The 17,097-nt window shown below is 40.8% G+C and carries 16 protein-coding genes; 8 read left to right on the top strand and 8 right to left on the bottom strand.

Going from position 1 to position 17,097, the window contains the following annotated elements; translation table 11 throughout:
• Nucleotides 1–92 precede the first annotated feature (92 nt).
• Nucleotides 93–1,940 carry a serine hydrolase domain-containing protein gene (locus ACQK2H_RS06495; RefSeq protein WP_425390644.1) on the top strand — a complete coding sequence of 616 codons (1,848 nt, stop codon included), beginning with the start codon at nt 93–95 and terminating at the stop codon, nt 1,938–1,940.
• Between the two features lie 12 nt (nt 1,941–1,952).
• On the opposite strand, the gene ACQK2H_RS06490 is transcribed toward ACQK2H_RS06495, so the two are convergent.
• On the bottom strand, nt 1,953–2,828 hold the full coding sequence (locus ACQK2H_RS06490; protein ID WP_425390643.1) for a diacylglycerol/lipid kinase family protein: 876 nt from the start codon (nt 2,826–2,828) through the stop codon (nt 1,953–1,955).
• Here ACQK2H_RS06490 and ACQK2H_RS06485 point away from each other — a divergent pair.
• The 4 genes from ACQK2H_RS06485 to ACQK2H_RS06470 all read left to right on the top strand — a co-directional run bounded on the left by ACQK2H_RS06485 (nt 2,821) and on the right by ACQK2H_RS06470 (nt 7,617).
• The gene (locus ACQK2H_RS06485) at nt 2,821–3,912 is read left to right on the top strand and encodes an App1 family protein (protein WP_425390642.1); all 1,092 of its coding nucleotides are present in this window, start codon (nt 2,821–2,823) and stop codon (nt 3,910–3,912) included. The two genes, ACQK2H_RS06490 and ACQK2H_RS06485, sit on opposite strands and share 8 nt — an antisense overlap.
• 101 nt (nt 3,913–4,013) lie before the next feature.
• Nucleotides 4,014–4,907, top strand: a complete 894-nt coding sequence (locus tag ACQK2H_RS06480; protein ID WP_425390641.1) for a class I SAM-dependent methyltransferase — start codon at nt 4,014–4,016, stop codon at nt 4,905–4,907.
• A gap of 81 nt (nt 4,908–4,988) precedes the next feature.
• Entirely contained in the window at nt 4,989–6,602 is a 1,614-nt protein-coding gene (locus tag ACQK2H_RS06475) for a SulP family inorganic anion transporter (protein WP_425390640.1), read from the top strand.
• 58 nt (nt 6,603–6,660) lie between these two features.
• Entirely contained in the window at nt 6,661–7,617 is a 957-nt protein-coding gene (locus tag ACQK2H_RS06470; protein WP_425390639.1) for an NAD(P)-dependent alcohol dehydrogenase, read from the top strand.
• Nucleotides 7,618–7,626: 9 nt separating this feature from the next.
• On the opposite strand, the gene ACQK2H_RS06465 is transcribed toward ACQK2H_RS06470, so the two are convergent.
• The 5 genes from ACQK2H_RS06465 to tgt are packed head-to-tail and all read right to left on the bottom strand — an operon-like array spanning nt 7,627 to nt 12,241.
• The gene (locus ACQK2H_RS06465) at nt 7,627–8,763 is read right to left on the bottom strand and encodes a serine hydrolase domain-containing protein (protein ID WP_425390638.1); all 1,137 of its coding nucleotides are present in this window, start codon (nt 8,761–8,763) and stop codon (nt 7,627–7,629) included.
• Nucleotides 8,764–8,791: 28 nt separating this feature from the next.
• Entirely contained in the window at nt 8,792–9,112 is a 321-nt protein-coding gene (locus ACQK2H_RS06460; RefSeq protein WP_425390637.1) for a heavy metal-binding domain-containing protein, read from the bottom strand.
• A gap of 1 nt (nt 9,113) precedes the next feature.
• The gene (locus tag ACQK2H_RS06455; protein ID WP_425390636.1) at nt 9,114–10,025 is read right to left on the bottom strand and encodes a DMT family transporter; all 912 of its coding nucleotides are present in this window, start codon (nt 10,023–10,025) and stop codon (nt 9,114–9,116) included.
• Nucleotides 10,022–11,107, bottom strand: coding sequence for an LptF/LptG family permease (locus ACQK2H_RS06450; protein ID WP_425390635.1), 1,086 nt, complete (start codon nt 11,105–11,107; stop codon nt 10,022–10,024). The genes ACQK2H_RS06455 and ACQK2H_RS06450 overlap by 4 nt, the downstream gene beginning before the upstream one ends.
• A 3-nt stretch (nt 11,108–11,110) precedes the next feature.
• On the bottom strand, nt 11,111–12,241 hold the full coding sequence (tgt, locus tag ACQK2H_RS06445; protein WP_425393128.1) for a tRNA guanosine(34) transglycosylase Tgt: 1,131 nt from the start codon (nt 12,239–12,241) through the stop codon (nt 11,111–11,113).
• A gap of 87 nt (nt 12,242–12,328) precedes the next feature.
• Between tgt and ACQK2H_RS06440 the strand changes: the two genes are divergently transcribed.
• The 3 genes from ACQK2H_RS06440 (at nt 12,329) to rsmG (ending at nt 14,722) form a co-directional block, all read left to right on the top strand.
• On the top strand, nt 12,329–13,405 hold the full coding sequence (locus ACQK2H_RS06440) for a glycosyltransferase (protein WP_425390634.1): 1,077 nt from the start codon (nt 12,329–12,331) through the stop codon (nt 13,403–13,405).
• Complete coding sequence (locus ACQK2H_RS06435; protein ID WP_089356963.1) at nt 13,393–14,004, top strand: RNA polymerase sigma factor; 612 nt, start codon at nt 13,393–13,395, stop codon at nt 14,002–14,004. The genes ACQK2H_RS06440 and ACQK2H_RS06435 overlap by 13 nt, the downstream gene beginning before the upstream one ends.
• Nucleotides 14,005–14,089: 85 nt before the next feature.
• Entirely contained in the window at nt 14,090–14,722 is a 633-nt protein-coding gene (gene rsmG / locus ACQK2H_RS06430; protein WP_425393127.1) for a 16S rRNA (guanine(527)-N(7))-methyltransferase RsmG, read from the top strand.
• Between the two features lie 7 nt (nt 14,723–14,729).
• Here the strand turns inward: rsmG and hslV are convergent, their stop codons facing one another.
• Both hslV and ACQK2H_RS06420 read right to left on the bottom strand, forming a co-directional pair.
• Nucleotides 14,730–15,269 carry an ATP-dependent protease subunit HslV gene (hslV, locus tag ACQK2H_RS06425; RefSeq protein ID WP_425390633.1) on the bottom strand — a complete coding sequence of 180 codons (540 nt, stop codon included), beginning with the start codon at nt 15,267–15,269 and terminating at the stop codon, nt 14,730–14,732.
• 74 nt (nt 15,270–15,343) lie between these two features.
• On the bottom strand, nt 15,344–16,999 hold the full coding sequence (locus ACQK2H_RS06420; RefSeq protein WP_425390632.1) for a pyruvate dehydrogenase complex dihydrolipoamide acetyltransferase: 1,656 nt from the start codon (nt 16,997–16,999) through the stop codon (nt 15,344–15,346).
• Nucleotides 17,000–17,097: the final 98 nt, after the last annotated feature.

Raw genomic sequence — 17,097 nt, 5'->3', positions numbered from 1 at the left:
CAACGAATAATTAGTCATTTAGAATAACTCAAATAGCTAGATAGATATTGGTTAATTTAGAAAGTTGACATTTGTATTGAAATAGAAGACCTATGAAAAAAATCTTGTTTAGCCTGCTTTTATCTTGTTGCTTTTTACAAGGATCAGCACAAGAAACAAATCAAAATGAAGGACTACAGGAATTGATTAGGAAAATTGATTCGATGGTAGCTGAATCTTCGGTTCCGGCAGCCTCAGTATCCATTGTTAAAGGCGATAGCATATTATTAACAACGGCATTTGGCGTAAGAGACTTAAAAACCAAGGAAAAAGCGACAGATGAAACGCTTTTTAGAATAGGATCTATTTCAAAAATGTTTGTCGCCCTTTCAGTCCTAAAGCTTCAGGAAGAAGGAAAAATATCCCTAAAGGATCATTTGAAAGATCTGGCACCAGAAATCAGCTATGAAAATCCTTGGGAGGAGTCCAACCCAATCCTAGTTGAACACTTATTGGAACACACTACCGGCTGGGATGATATTCACCTGGCAGAGTATGCCCATAATGAGTCCGATCCTATTGCATTAAAAGATGCATTGGACTTTCATCCCCATTCCAGAACTTCCAGATGGGTACCCGGAACTCGCTATTCATACTGCAATTCGGGCCCTCCGGTAGCCGCCTACATTGTAGAAAAAATTACGGGTCAGGATTTTGAAGATTATGTGCAGGAAAATTTCTTCGATCCATTGAATATGGAGACAGCCACATACTTCCTTAATGATAATTACTTGAACAGCGGCGTGACTTTATACAAAGGAACCCAGCCTCAAGAATACTGGAATATTATCATGAGGCCTTCCGGATCAATCAATGCAAGCGCTGCTGATATGGCTAAAATGGTTCGGCTTTTCATTATGGATGGAAATGCTGATTCGGTCTCCATTATCAGTGAGGAATCATTAACACGAATGGAAACACCAAGCACAACCGTTGGCGCTAAGGCTGGAGTTGAAGCCGGTTATGGTTTAAATAATTATTCAAGCATCATTGACAATTTTCCATTTCAAGGACACAATGGTGGGGTCAATGGAGGCTCCAGTGAATTGGTATACAACAGAGACTATGACATTGGATTTGTAGTGATGGTCAATTCCACCGATAGTGAAATTCGCAATAAAATCTCAAAAGAAATTGCAAAGTTTCTTACTGAAAATATTGAATCTCCGATAAAACAAGTCAACCCTATTGCCACTCAGGCTTTTGATGGCTACTACTACTCCATCAATCCCAGACAAGAGATGAATTACTTTACAAGCAGGCTATTTCAAATAAAAAAAATTTGGTCTGACGATAGTCTGATCTATTTATCAAATTACCCATCAGGTAGCGCTAGCAAGTTCCGTCCGGTTAATGATAGCATGGCATACGGACAAATGAATAAAATAGCTTTAGCAGTAACAGAAGATCCAATAAAAGGAAAAGTAGTAGCAACAGGATGGGGAGTTTATGCTCCGACTTCATTGGTTACTATTTGGTCTTCATGGATATTTACCGGTCTTTGGATAATCGGCCTGTTGGTAAGTGGAGTGTGGATACTGATTACTATTATTAGGTTATTGATAGGAAGTGAAAAGCTCAACTTTGTCCATCTGATACAATCCGGCCCTGTATTAATTGGTACCTGTCTTATCTTATTTTTTCTCTTTTTGGCTTATGGTGGCAATAAAGATCCTTTTATGCTATTAGGTAAGCCTTCCGGAGTTTCGCTTACCATCTATTATGCTTCCTTGCTTTTAGGACTTGTTTCATTTTTATCAGTTGGTATCAGCATATACGCTTACCGCAAAGTCAATCGAAACTTTACCTTTTGGTTCCATGTCATACTCGCTTTTATGAGCCTGATTGCAACGCTATACTTCTGGGATCATGGAATTATTGGACTAAAAACCTGGGCGTGATTTCTAAAGACATTACAGTATTATCTCCAAAGCTCCTTTCAGCACCTCAGCTTCTACCGTTTCGGTTTTGCCGATCACCTCTCCGTCTACCTGAAGCGTCCTCCCTTTTTTTGACTCTATGGTGAGGTGCTTGCCCTGGTGAATCGCATAATATGCCGATTCCTCCAACCTACCAATAAAGCTATGCCATGTCAGATGAAAGAGCTTATACCAGGGAAGTGGCATAAAGATGCAAACCTCGAATAGTCCATCCTGCATGTCGCATCTTGAGTTCACCACTGCCCCCGTTCCGTAGCTGGATGCATTTGCAATGACAATCATTTCAGCGTCGTATGAATAGACTTCATCATCAACAGTGATTTGATATTTCTCTTTCTTTCTTTTCCCTAACTGCTTAAAAAAAGAAAGCGCATAGCCAATTTTCCCTCTGGTCCCCTCCTCTTCAAACTCTTTGATAAGCTCTGCATTAAACCCAATATCACTTAGATGAAGACATAACTCGCCATTCACCCGGATAGCGTCTAATGTTTTTGTACGCTCACGTTTTAGCAAATCAAGATTAGAACTCCATTCCTCAGGAATTTCTAACTCTGTAGCTAATCCATTGGCAGATCCAAGAGGAAGTATTGAGAGCTTAATCGAAGTATCAAGAAGCTCTTCAGCCACTAGCTTTACTGTACCGTCCCCACCTCCGGAAACAACTACATCAGGCTCAAATGATTTGATGCTATCTCTTATTAATTCTGCATCATTATTTCCTGTTGTTTTTACTAGCTGATGATTGAATTCTTCTCTTTCACAGAACTTATCTATCAGCTGATAAAGCCCGGCTTTATTTGTCCCACCAGAGATTGGATTGATCACGAAAAGAACTTTCTTTTTGCTCACCTGTTATTCTATAGGTATATTTTTAGTTAGTAACCAAACCAACTTAAGTATCGCAATATTCAAAAAAATTCGGATTCGATTTTTCCTTTGGCTGAAAAAAAAGTTAGGAATCATCCGGCCACCAATCGTTATTCCGTATCGTGGGTATGCCAATGATCAGGAGATCTTTGTTGCCGGTCATGTACTGGAAAACAGACCTGAGTTTCTGGCTGAAGAAGGTGATAAGAAGAGAAAGAATTTCAGAAATATGATTGCTCGTTATATGAGCACCTCCCTTCCTGATACTCATGTAAACATTCAGGTGCTTGGCCAATCGTTTACTGTTGTTACTGATGAACTTGGCTACTTCTCCAAAACACTTGAAGTAAATGAGCCACTAAAACCGGGATGGTTTGAAATCAATTACGCTATAAATGATGATAATGGCGAAGAATGCTTCAAAGCTACAGGAGATATCCTCGTACATAATCACAAAGCTTCATTCGGGGTGATCTCCGACATTGACGATACTGTGCTCATTTCTCACGCAACCCAGCTATTCAGAAAACTACGATTGATCCTAACAAAGAATGCCAAAACGCGACTCCCATTTGCAGGTGTACGAGACTTTTATTGTGCACTGGCCGGTGATGACTCCATCAATCCGATTTTTTATGTGAGCAGCAGCGAATGGAATCTATATGACTTTCTAGTCGACTTTTTTGAAACAAGAGGACTGCCTAAGGGTCCCTTTTTACTGCAGCAATTCAAAGAAGGTTTGAACGAGCTGATCAAATCTGGAGGTGGGACACACATGCACAAACAAGAGAAAATTGAAACATTGATGACATTCTATCCTCATTTATCGTTTGTGCTTATCGGAGACAGTGGCCAGCGAGACCCTGAAATTTATGCCGAGATCGTCAAGAAATATCCTGGTCGAGTAAAAGCCATTTACATCAGAGCTATAGGAAAGGATAAAAAGCTAGATCAACAGGTTTTGGATATTATAAAAAATGCTGATGTTCCGATTCTATTACTAGCCCATACAGGCGAAGCTTATAAGCATGCCAGGTCAATTGGACTTTTATCAAATAGTTTTTAAAAGCTAACGGAAAGTAGCCGAAACATTGATCAATTTTTTAAATCTAATTGATCATTGTAGTTTACGCTTAATTAGAAATTAATGATGTACCTAGCTTAAAAATGAAAATCAATCTAAAGCGTCAACTAAGAAAAATACCTTACGCTAACAGGATTGCAAGACACTTTGCCGGACTACATGTTCCTCCTGGTCATTATTACTCTCCTATCATTTCTAAGGAAGATTTATCTAGGAGAAAAGATCAGATTTGGAAAAAACATCCCAGACAGATACCCGGCCTAAATCTTAATGAAGATAGACAGTTTTCATTACTAAAGGATCTTGCGAAATATTATTCAGATATACCTTTCGAAGATCACAAAAAAGAAGGCCTCAGGTATTATTACAACAATACCATGTATGGATATTCTGATGCGGTGTTTCTTTTTTGTATGATTAGGAATTTCGCTCCTAAGAGAATCATTGAAGTCGGTTCAGGATTCAGTTCGGCTATTAGTTTAGACACTAATCATTTATTCTTTGATGACAAGATACAATGCACATTTATAGAACCTAATCCTGAGCGACTTAAGTCGCTCCTTTTCAAAGAAGAAAAGATCAATCTTATTGAAAGCATTGTGCAAGAAGTTGATCTTGACCTATTTAAGACACTTGAAGAAAATGATATTCTTTTTATCGACTCCAGTCATATAACTAAAGCTGGAAGTGATGTCAATTTTTTACTTTTTGATGTTTTACCTAATCTAAAAAAAGGAGTGAAGATACACTTTCATGATATTGGATATCCATTCGAATACCCTCAACACTGGGTAATCGACAAGTTAAGGGGGTTTAATGAAAATTACATTCTGAGAGCTTTTCTCATGTATAATTCAAATTTTCCAATCATTGCATTCAATACATTTCTCACTGAATTTCATGAAGCATGGTTTAAAGAACATATGCCAATGTGCCTAAAACATCCAGGAGGGAGTATATGGTTAGAGGTAAACTGAGCTTTTGAATACATAAAAACTTACCTCACTTACACACCCTCGCCAAATATTCTATCTTTGCGCGCTTATTTGAAATCTCGTATGCGAAGAATATTCCGAAACTTTACATTCAATCCAAAAAACGACATCCTCTCAGGCCTTACCGTGGCACTTGCTCTGGTACCAGAGGCGGTGGCTTTCGCCTTTGTGGCTGGTATCGATCCAATGGTCGGTCTGTACGGTGCGTTTATGATGGGGATAGTCACCTCGATGTTTGGCGGCAGACCCGGTATGATCTCAGGAGCCACCGGAGCTATGGCAGTGGTGATGGTGCACATGATCATGAAGGGAAATGAAGTAGGCATGTCATTGGCCAATCCGATTGAAAACCTTGGGTTACAATGGCTGTTTATCACCCTATTGTTCGTTGGTGGTATACAGATACTCGCTGGGATCTTCCGACTGGGAAAGTTTGTACGACTAATCCCGCACCCGGTAATGATGGGATTTGTGAATGGGTTAGCAATTGTCATCTTTCTCTCACAGCTCGGTCTTTTTAAAGAAAAAGTAAATGGAGCATTCCAATGGAAGCAGGGCCAGGACCTTTTCATCATGCTCGGATTGGTAGGCCTAACGATGGCTATTATGTACTTTCTACCAAAGCTTACCAAAAAAATTCCTTCTGCATTGATGGGAATAGTAGTTGTTGCTTGCATTACGATTTTTGGTGGACTAGAAGTAAGTACAGTAGGGTCATTTATAAGAGAAGGTGGTGGGAATGGACTTGAAGGAAGCTTGCCATCATTTCAGATCCAGATCTTTGGTCTATTAGATACACTCAATGGACATTGGGGATTGATTATATCAACAGCAGTGTTACTGGCGGCTGTAGGTTTGATTGAGTCATTGATGACGCTTAACCTTATAGATGACATGACGGAAACCAGAGGTAGTGGAAACCGTGAATGCGTAGCGCAGGGAGGTGCAAACATCCTGAATGGTCTTTTTGGCGGAATGGGTGGCTGTGCCATGATTGGTCAATCCATTATTAATGTTAGTTCCGGTGGTAGAGGTAGACTTTCCGGGATCACCGCTGCAATAGCATTGCTATGCTTTATTCTATTCGCAGCTCCACTTATTGAGCAAATTCCAATTGCAGCACTCGTGGGTGTCATGTTTATGGTGGTCATCGGAACATTCGCATGGAGTAGTTTCCGAATCATCAACAAGATTCCACTTTCAGATGCCATCATTTTGGTAACTGTTTCTGCAATCACCGTTTGGCAGGATTTGGCTATCGCAGTGATCGTAGGGGTAATTATGTCTGCCCTGGTGTTTGCCTGGGAAAATGCCACTCGTATTCGTGCTAGAAAATCTGTCAAAGAAGACGGTACAAAGGTTTATGAAATCTGGGGGCCACTTTTCTTCGGTTCAGTGCAGTCTTTTAATTCCAAATTTGATCCTGCTAACGACCCTGAAAGAGTAGAATTGGACTTTCTGGAGTCTCGTGTAAGTGACCACTCAGGCATTGAGGCTATTTATGCACTGGAAAAGAAGTATAAGGACTATGGAAAGCAACTTAAGCTGGTCCATCTAAGTCCGGAATGTAAGACACTTTTACACAAGGCTAGCCCGGATTTTGAACACATGATAGTTACCTCCATAGATGATCCGAGGTATCACGTGGTGACTGATTTAATGGATCAGGAGGTGTAAATTGTAACTATTACAAGAAACCAAACGTCATTAGTTAGGCTACTAACCTACCAATCATTTGAAAGCAATCGTTTGTCGATCATACGGACCAACTTCCCAGCTAAGGCTTGAAGATATTGAAAAACCCATCCCAAAACCCAATGAGGTTTTAGTCAAAGTGCGCTTCAGTGCAGTTAATGATTACGATTGGGGGATGGTTCGTGGGAAACCCAATCTTTATCGGCTACTCTTCGGTCTACTTAAACCAAAGCATCCCATACCCGGCATGGAACTATCCGGAGTGGTAGAAGCGTGCGGTGTGGGAGTTAAGAATTTTAGCGGAGGAGATGAGGTGTACGGGGACATCTCCAGATATGGTTTTGGAAGTTTTGCTGAGTATGTCTGTATCAATGAGAAAGCACTGGTTAAAAAACCAAAAAACATACCCTTTGAAGATGCAGCAGCGCTTTCACATGCGGCAAACCTTGCCTGGCAGGGGCTTGTAGACGTTGGTGGAATTAAAAAAGGCATGAAGATTCTTATCAATGGCGCAGGAGGTGGCGTTGGAACGATCGGATTGCAAATCGCTAAGACTTATGCATGTGAAGTAACAGGAGTTGATACAGGGGAAAAATTAGCAACAATGAAAACCCTGGGCTTTGATCACATCATCGACTATAAAAAAGAGGACTTCACCAAAAGTGATACACAATACGACCTCATTTTGGATGCTAAAACCACCCGTGCACCACGAGCTTATGTAAAAGTGCTCAGCAAAGGAGGTAAGTACGTAACGGTGGGAGGTACCATCGGACGACTCCTTCAACTACTCCCGGCTGGGAAATTATTAAAGAGACCTGTTTATATAGTAGCTCTTGATGCTAATAAGGACCTGTTTGCCATTGAAAAGCTTTACATGGAAGAAAAGATTAAACCCGAGATTGATGGTCCCTATCCTTTAGAAAAAACTCCATGGGCCATCCAGCATTTCGGAGAAGGAAAACATACCGGCAAAGTGATTGTATCAGTACAATAGGGACATTTATTAAAGTCCTTTATAAACTTTACGTACCATCTCACCGATCTGAGAAGGCTCAAGCCACCTGGTCACAATAACAAGATCTTTTTTCTGATCCACTACAATGAAGTTGCCGCCAAACCCTGCTGCATAAAACAGATGATCTGGTAATCCCTCCCAGGATCTGGGGCCTTTATTCAGCCACCACATATACCCATAGCTTTCATTGGCTGTTGCAAGTGTTTGAACCATTTCAGTCCATTTCGCTGAAATCAATTGATCGTTATTCCATATACCTTTTCTTGCAAAAAGAAGCCCAAATCGTGCATGATCTTCCGTATTTATAAATACTCCTCCTCCATGATGACCGCCTCCACTCACTACCTGCATGTGCTGTCCATCCAGGGTGATCCAGGAGTTGTCATATCCATACCATCTCCAGGTAGTGCTTGCCCCAATTGGATCCATGATTCGCTCTTTAAGCACTTGTGGCAATGGCTTCCGCCAAACGTTCAATAGTGCGTAAGAAAGGACATTAACACGTACATCGTTGTACTTATAGCTTGTCCCCGGCTCTTTGAGTTCACGATACCTCCAATCATCAATAGCTCCATCACGAGCAGGTCTGTCTGCCCAATCGTATAGGCCAAATAATGCTCCTGACCAATCGGAGGTCTGGTGAAGCAGGTGTTCCCATGTGATTTTCGAATTGTGTGCTCCTTCAAAGGTATCGTCCCAGACGTATTGATTAACCTTATCTTTTACAGAGCCAATAAGCCCGTCATCTAAGGCCAACCCAGCAGTCGTGGATAAATAACTTTTGGTGACACTGAACGTCATATCTACCCTACGGATATCGCCCCACTCAGCAATCACATAGCCATCCTTAATGATCATTCCTGCAGGCCCACCTCTTTCTTTCGTTGGTCCCTGTAGCTGATGATAAGGCTCTCTGCTAAAGCCCTCAAGAATTGCTATACGAAGGTCTTTAGGTCCGGAATACTCATTGTCCTGAGCAAACTGAACTGCATCATCAATCGCCGACTGATCAATTTTTACATCCTCTGGTGACTTACGTTCCCACTCGGATTTAGTTGGGTAATATTGAGCGCTGAGCGTTGTAGCAATGCCCAGCGCCAGAAGGAATATGTATTTTCTTGCCATACAGGCAAGATACAAAATGTGATATTTATTAGTCGACTTTTACCGCCGTACCACTGGCACTTACCATCATCATTCCTGAATCTTTGCCCAATGTTTCATAATCCAGATCAATGGCGATTACTGCGTTTGCTCCAAGCGCCTGAGCAGCTTCTATGAGCTCCTTTACCGCAATGTTTTTCGCATCCTTAAGGGACTTTTCATAAGCACCTGACCTCCCACCTACAATATCGGTAATCGATGCAAAAATGTCTTTAAATATGTTGGCTCCAATGATGGCCTCACCGGTCACCAGACCATAATAAGTGGAGATTGTTTTTCCTTCAATATTGTTTGTAGTAGTTAATAACATGTTATCTAATTAAATCTGTTGAAAGTGCTTTTTTCTTATAGCGTCGGTTCAATAACGGATAGAGTAACACAGAGGTTAAAATCAATAAAGTTCCGATATAAAAACCGGGACTCATTTCTTCGCTATCACCGAAAATAATCAAGGCTAAAATAATTCCATAGACCGGCTCCAGATTGACAACCAAATTGATTGAAAATGCAGATAGTCGCTTCATCAGTTCTACTGAAACAGAATAGGCATATACCGTACAAAAAATAGCTAATGATCCCAGATAGAACCAATCCATCAGTGACGGATTAAGTGAAAGTTGGTCTACAAAAAAATGAGAGTAAATGGGAAAGAACAGTGCAATCGATACACATGCGCCTATCATTTCATAATAGGTAATCACATATGGGTCATACGTTTTTGTTAGCCTGCCATTTATCACGGTAAATACAGAAGCAATAAATGCAGATAAAACAGCAGTTAATAATCCTGACAAGTAGTCAAACTCTACATTAAAAATCACGCCGATTCCTATGAAAGCGATTATACTAAGCAAAACCTCAAATCCTTTTATTCTCCTACCCTGAGAAATCGGTTCGATTAGGCTAGTCCACAGTGAGCAAGTGGCCATACCAGCCAGACAAACAGAGGCATTTGAAATTCTAGCTGACAAGAAAAACAAAATCCAGTGAGCTGCGATCAATGCCCCGGTCCCAAGAATAGTTAGCAGTTGCTTTCGTGAATTTATTTTAAGCGGTCGTTTCCAGAATTTTAGCAATACAAATAATCCAATTGCTGATATGAGCGTGCGAAAGAATACAACCTCCACGGATGGAATCTCAATGAGCAACCCCAGAATGGCGGTGAATCCCCAAATCAGCACAATGAAATGTAAAGTCAGGTAATCTTTTTTCTCCTGGATCATCTTGGTACTGTTCGATAAAGCAATGCAGCTACTCCCCCGAAAATAATATTAGGCATCCAGATTGCCAGCACTTCATTCATACTACCTGCCTCTGCAATGGCGCGTGCTAATATGAAAGTAATGATAAAGGCGAAGGATATTACAAAGCCCAAGGCAATCTGAAAGCCGGTACCCTGACGGGATTTTCTTGCTGCCACAATCACCCCGATTGACATCAGTATTAAAACCGTGAAAGGAGACATATACCGGATGTACTCCTCAATCTGAAAAATATGTACGTCATCCGCTCCTCTAGATCGCTGTAGCCTGATGTAATCATTCAACTCTGTCATGGTCATGGTTTCCCACATCCGCTCTTTATTCCCAAAATCCTCTGGTGATAAATTCAACAGTGTATCTAATTCCGTACCCTCTGTAATGATTTCTCCATCCGCTACAATCTCACGTCTTTGCCATCTTTTTAATGTCCAGTTCTCCTCCTCATCATTCCACTCAATCTGGCGTGCCGTGATCTTATCTACAAGTTCAGTACCCTTAATTTGTTCCAACGTTACTGACTGCCCCACATCTCTTCTCACGTCATACCGATACATGTAGATGTAATCTTCCAGACTGTCCTCTTCTGCTATTTTCAGATGAATATGCTTATCTGTGTTATAAAAAGGATCTTTCAGGTACTGTAACTCAAATTCCAGACGGAATTTATTTGCATCAGGAATCACATAACTGTTGAGGTAGAAACTGGCACACCCAATCATGACTGCAGCTACCATAAATGGAAACATCATTCTTCGGAAACTTACACCGCTCGCTAGTATAGCCACGATCTCCGTTTTTGCGGCCATATTGGCTGTAACGAATACCGTAGCAATAAATACAGTAATAGGGGTGAGTAACCCGGCGATGAACGGAATGAATGTGATGTAGTATTGGGATATCATATCCCATCCAAGCTCATTTTTAATGAAGTCATCATTTTTATCTGCATAATCCAGAACACAGATGATCACTTCGAACATGCCTACCACAAAAACGAATGTGACAAGTATCTTTTTAAGTATGTACCAATCGAGTTTTTTCATGAACTAAAGACGCTGGCTTACTTTTTTCACCATAAGATCCTTCCAGTTGGCGAAGTTATCGTTTAAGATTTGTTTACGAGCCTCACCTACCAGCCATAGATAAAAAGTAAGGTTTTGGATGCTTGCAATTTGTGCGCCAAGAATTTCATTGCTCGTAATTAAATGCCTTAAGTACCCTTTAGTATAAAAGGTGCTCGCATATCCTCCAAGCTCCGGATCAATTGGGCTAAAGTCATCTTTCCATTTCTCGTTACGGATATTGATGATTCCCTGGGTAGTAAAAAGCATACCATTTCTGGCATTTCGGGTTGGCATCACACAATCAAACATATCTACTCCTAAAGCAATGCACTCCAGGATATTGGCAGGTGTACCCACTCCCATCAAATACCTGGGTTTATCATCAGGCAGGATGCCACATACATGATCAGTCATCGCATACATATCCTCGGCTGGCTCTCCCACAGATAGGCCTCCTATCGCATTACCCTCACGTTCTTTACTGGCAATATATTCAGCCGATTGCGTTCGCAAATCCTTGTACACACTTCCCTGTACGATAGGGAAAAGGGTTTGTGAATAACCATATTTTCCTTCTGTTTCATCAAAACGATTGACACATCGATCCAGCCAACGATGGGTCATATGCATGGACTTCTCAGCATAACCATATTCGCATGGATATGGAGTGCACTCATCAAACGCCATGATAATATCAGCACCGATGGTTCGTTGAATGTCCATGATTGATTCAGGAGTGAAAAAATGTCTGCTCCCATCTTTGTGTGATTGGAAATGAACACCTTCTTCCACAATTTTTCGGTTATCAGCAAGCGAATAGACCTGGTATCCTCCACTGTCTGTTAAAATGGGCTTTTGCCAACCATTAAACTTATGTAACCCTCCGGCCTGCTCTATGATATCTAAGCCCGGTCGCATATATAAATGATAGGTATTTCCAAGGATGATTTGTGCTTTAATATCATCCTCTAGTTCACGCTGATGAACTGCCTTTACTGTACCGGCAGTACCAACAGGCATGAATATAGGTGTTTCAATTTGGCCATGATCGGTGGCTATTGTTCCGGCCCGTGCTCTGGACTTGCTATCGGTATGATGTAGGTCAAATTTCATCGGTCGCAAAAATACGTTGAAATGATCGGCAGGAAGAGTTATTTCAAATTCCATTCAATTCTATTGCGGATTTATTTAATTCACTGAATGATTTTAATAATCACCTGCGTGTTTGCTTTTACACACCTTGGAATTATTGTGTATTTGACCAGTGCATTTGCCAAATCCCAAAAGCCAGCTGAAGTGCAAACTGCGCCATCTATTTCAGTGATTATTGCTGCGCGAGATGAGGAGCAAAACTTAAAAAAGCTAATTCATGAATTACTCAATCAGTCTTACTCAGATTTTGAAATAGTCATCGCCCTGGATAGGTGCACAGATGAAAGTGAGGCTCTGCTCCGATCTTTTCAAAGCAAGAAAATAACTCCAATAGTAATAGATCAGGTACCTGAAGATTGGAATCCGAAGAAGCATGCTCTTAATCAGGCAATAGAGCAAGCAAATGGTGACTGGCTTGTCATGACGGACGCTGATTGCATTCCACAATCAAATAATTGGTTAAATGAAATTGCTAATCAAACAGGTGCAGCAACGGATATTATCATTGGCACTTCCCCCTACCTATCCGGAAATTCATTTTTAAGTAAGTACATACGATTCGAGTCCTTCGTGACGGCATTTTTGTATACTTCGAAAGCAATATTGTACAAACCGTACATGGCTGTTGGTAGAAATCTTGCCATTAGAGAGTCTTTTTTCAATCAGGTGGGCGGATACGAGAGTATCAAATCAGTTAAAGGTGGGGATGATGATCTTTTTATCCAAAAAAATGTGACACCATCCAATTCCAAAGTTCTGCTGGGAGAAGAATCTCTTGTACTGACCTATCCAAAGCAAACATGGCAATCATATATCAATCAAAAATTGAGGCATCTATCTGTTGGTCATCGATACTCGAGCAAAGACCAGGCTTTTTTAACGCTTTTTCATACCAGTCAGCTGCTATTTCTTACCATTCTCCCTTTTAATTCTCTTAGAAATTTGATTGTACTTCTTCTTTTTTACCTATTTATTAAATTAGTGAGTTATAGATTTGCTGCGATTAAAATGGGATTTGGTATCAACTATATGTTGCTCCCTCTCGTTGACATGCTATATGCGGTGCTTACTCCGTTTATTGCATTGCGGTCAAAACTCGTAAAGGACATTACATGGAAGAACTAAATCGTCAGTTTTCTGATAAGGCACTGCGTGACTTTAAGTTGATTGATCTAGCCACTGAAGGCAAAGATCAGGCTGCTTATGCGGAGCTCATGCAGCGTTACAAAAAACCTGTCTATCACATGATTTTGAAGATGGTCAGAAACGTTGATGATGCGGAAGATTTAACCATTGAAGCTTTTGCCAAGGCATTTAAAAACCTCGGAAGATTTAAGAAAGATTATACATTCAGTACCTGGCTTTTTCGTATAGCTACCAACAATGCCATTGACTTTATTCGAAAGAAAAAACTCAACACCTTTAGTCTAAACAGTACATTCACTGATGATAGCGGAGAATCTGTAAACATTGATGTTCAGGACAAGAACCTGACTCCAGATCAGGAAACCATCAAAGATCAAAAAATAGAGTTGGTTCGTATGTTTGTGGATAAGCTGCCCGCCAAGTACCAACGTCTCGTTAAGCTTAGATACTTCGATGAACTTTCTTATGATGAAATAGCAAAAGAGCTGGAGGCACCTTTAGGAACGGTAAAGGCTCAACTTCATCGTGCTAGAGAACTAATGTACGAGCTGGTGAAGGATAAGAAGAAGCATATTTGATTAAATCGAATACTCCAGAGCTATTTTCACACTTTTTCGGAATCTTTGTAAGTAGATGCTGAAACAAGTTCAGCATGACTAAAGAATAAAGGTCATCGAAATCATAAAGAAATATTTCCCCGAGCTTTCCGAATCCCAAAAAAAGCAATTTGATCAGTTGCATTCACTTTATGAGGATTGGAATTCAAAAATCAATGTAATCAGCAGAAAAGACATTGATCAATTGTACGAAAGACATGTTCTTCACAGCCTGTCAATAGCAAAGTTTATTTCATTCTCCCCGGATTCGAAAATATTAGATGTAGGTACCGGAGGCGGTTTTCCGGGTATTCCGTTGGCTATACTATTTCCTGAATGCCACTTTAACCTGGTGGACTCGATTGGGAAAAAAATAACCGTAGTAAAGGAGGTAGCGGCAGCCATAGGTTTAGAAAATCTTACTGCAGAGCATCAACGAATGGAAAAAGTGAAAGGGAAATATGATTTTATTGTTTCCAGGGCTGTGGCTCAAACCAAACAACTCTACATCTGGGCACATCAAAAAGTGACTAAAGAGCAAAGAAACGACCTGGATAATGGAATGATTCTATTGAAAGGTGGCGACCTAACCCAAGAGATGAAAGAATTTGGTCGGAGGTACATAGAAAAAGACCTCCCCGAATACTTCGAAGAGGCCTTTTTTGAAACGAAGAAAATCATCTACGTCCCCGTATTTTAAATTTGAATTATTCCACTACTTCCACCACCAGGTTATGGTTGGTGTAAATGCAAATGTCCGCAGCGATTGTAAGTCCTTCACGTACCATCTCTTCAGCGGTGAGGTTAGAAGCATGCTTCTTAAGTGCCAAAGCAGCTGAACGCGCATACATGCTTCCTGAGCCAATAGAAGCTATGTCATTATCGGGTTCTAATACGTCTCCGGTCCCCGATATAACAAGTACCTCACTCTTATCTGCCACAATCATCATTGCTTCAAGCTTACGCAAGTATCGGTCTGTTCTCCAATCCTTGGCCAGTTCTACTGCAGCTCGCTTTAAGTTACCCGAATAGTTACTTAGTTTTTCATCAAACCTGTCTAGCAGTGTAAAAGCATCTGCAGTAGATCCGGCAAAACCAGTCACGATCTTACCGTCTCCCAGCTTTCTGATTTTCTTCACATTTGATTTAGCAACAGTATTACCCAGAGTGGCCTGACCATCTGCACCAATAGCCACTTTACCATTATGCTTAATTGCCAGGACGGTTGTTGATTTTATTTTTTCCATAGAATAATAGTCTGCCTCATTAAAGGAAAAGATGCCTCACTTCGTTCAGCATGACATGTAAAAAATAAGATTTCTTAAATCAAAATTCTAACCGGGTCTTCTAATAGCTCCTTGAACGTTTTGAGAAATGCGGAACCAACTGCTCCATCTACCGCTCTATGATCGCAAGAAAGCGTCACTTTCATCACATTACCCGGCTTCATCTCACCATTTTTCACAATAACGGTTTCTTTTATACCTCCCACTGCCATGATGCAAGCATCCGGCGGGTTGATGATGGCAGTAAATTCTTCAATTCCGAACATCCCCAGGTTAGAAATCGTAAATGTATTGCCCGAAAACTCCTCCGGCTGCAGTTTTTTGTCTTTTGCCTTTTGAGCTAAATCTCTAACCTCTGCAGAAATATGAGACAGTGACTTACTATCAGCAAATCGTACTACCGGAACAATCAATCCCTCAGGAATTGCCACAGCCACTCCCATATGGATATGCTGGTGTTTCATAATATGATCACCTTTCCAGCTAACATTCACATCCGGATGCTGACGCAATGCAGCAGCTGCTGCTTTCACTACCATGTCATTGAAGGAGATTTTGACAGGGGCTACTTCATTCATGGACTTACGAGCTTCGATTGCCTTATCCATGTTTATCTCCATTGTTAAATAGAAATGCGGAGCTGTAAACTTGCTATCGCTAAGTCGTTTAGCGATGGTTTTACGCATTTGAGAAAGCTCAACTTTTTCTGACTTCTCTTCTCCAACTACCTGTGGTATATTGATCGATGGCTGATCTCCATCAGATTTTTGCTCTTGTGCTTTTGAAGGAGTGAAGTTTTCTACATCTGCTTTTACAATTCTACCGTCCGGGCCACTGCCATTCACCTGAGCAATATCAATGCCTTTTTCTGAGGCAATCTTTTTAGCAAGAGGCGAAGCTTTCACACGTCCATTATCTGATGAACTACCTGAACTCGCACTCGAGGTACTTTGCTGAGATGATTCTGAACTTGAGGAATCGCTTGTACTTTTTTCTGATTTTTGCTCTTTCTCCTCCTCTTTTTCTTTTTCTTTTGAGTCATCTCCACCCTGCTCTTCAGCTTTAAGCAAAGCCTCATAATCAGCGCCTTCTTCACCTATGATAGCAATAACCCCATCAACAGGTACACCACTTCCTTCCTCAACTGCTGTGTATAGCAATGTTCCATCCTCGTAGGCCTCTAACTCCATAGTGGCTTTATCAGTCTCTACTTCTGCAAGGATATCCCCTGATTCTACTTTGTCTCCTTTTTTCTTTAGCCATGAAGCAATGATGCCTTCCTCCATGGTATCACTCATTTTTGGCATTCGAATGATAGATGCGTTGATATCGCTGGTATCTATCTTCTCTGAGGATTTTTTCTCTGATTTTTCTTCTTTCTTATCACTATCATCTGAATCATCATCAGACTCACCATTTTTTGCTTCTTCCAGGAGATGTTTATAATCCTCTCCTTTTTCACCAATAACTGCAAGAATGCCATCGACCGGAACGGACTCTTTTTCTTTCACACCAATATGCAGGAGTACGCCATCTTGATATGATTCAAGTTCCATCGTCGCTTTATCTGTTTCCACTTCCGCCAGTACATCGCCGGAGCTTACCTCATCACCCTCTTCTTTCAACCATGATGCGATCACGCCTTCCTCCATGGTATCACTCATCTTGGGCATTCTTATTACTTCAGCCATTTAGTTCATCTTTTAATTCTAAGTCAAAATTAACCCATACATGAAAATAAAAATTTGGTTTCGGCACAAAATGATCATTGAGTTACCCGTGTTCTCGT

It is taken from the genome of Ekhidna sp. (genome assembly GCF_965228795.1).
Lineage (GTDB): Bacteria > Bacteroidota > Bacteroidia > Cytophagales > Cyclobacteriaceae > Ekhidna.
Note: the sequence above shows the minus strand (reverse complement) of the source record. Positions and strands in the feature narration are given on the sequence as shown.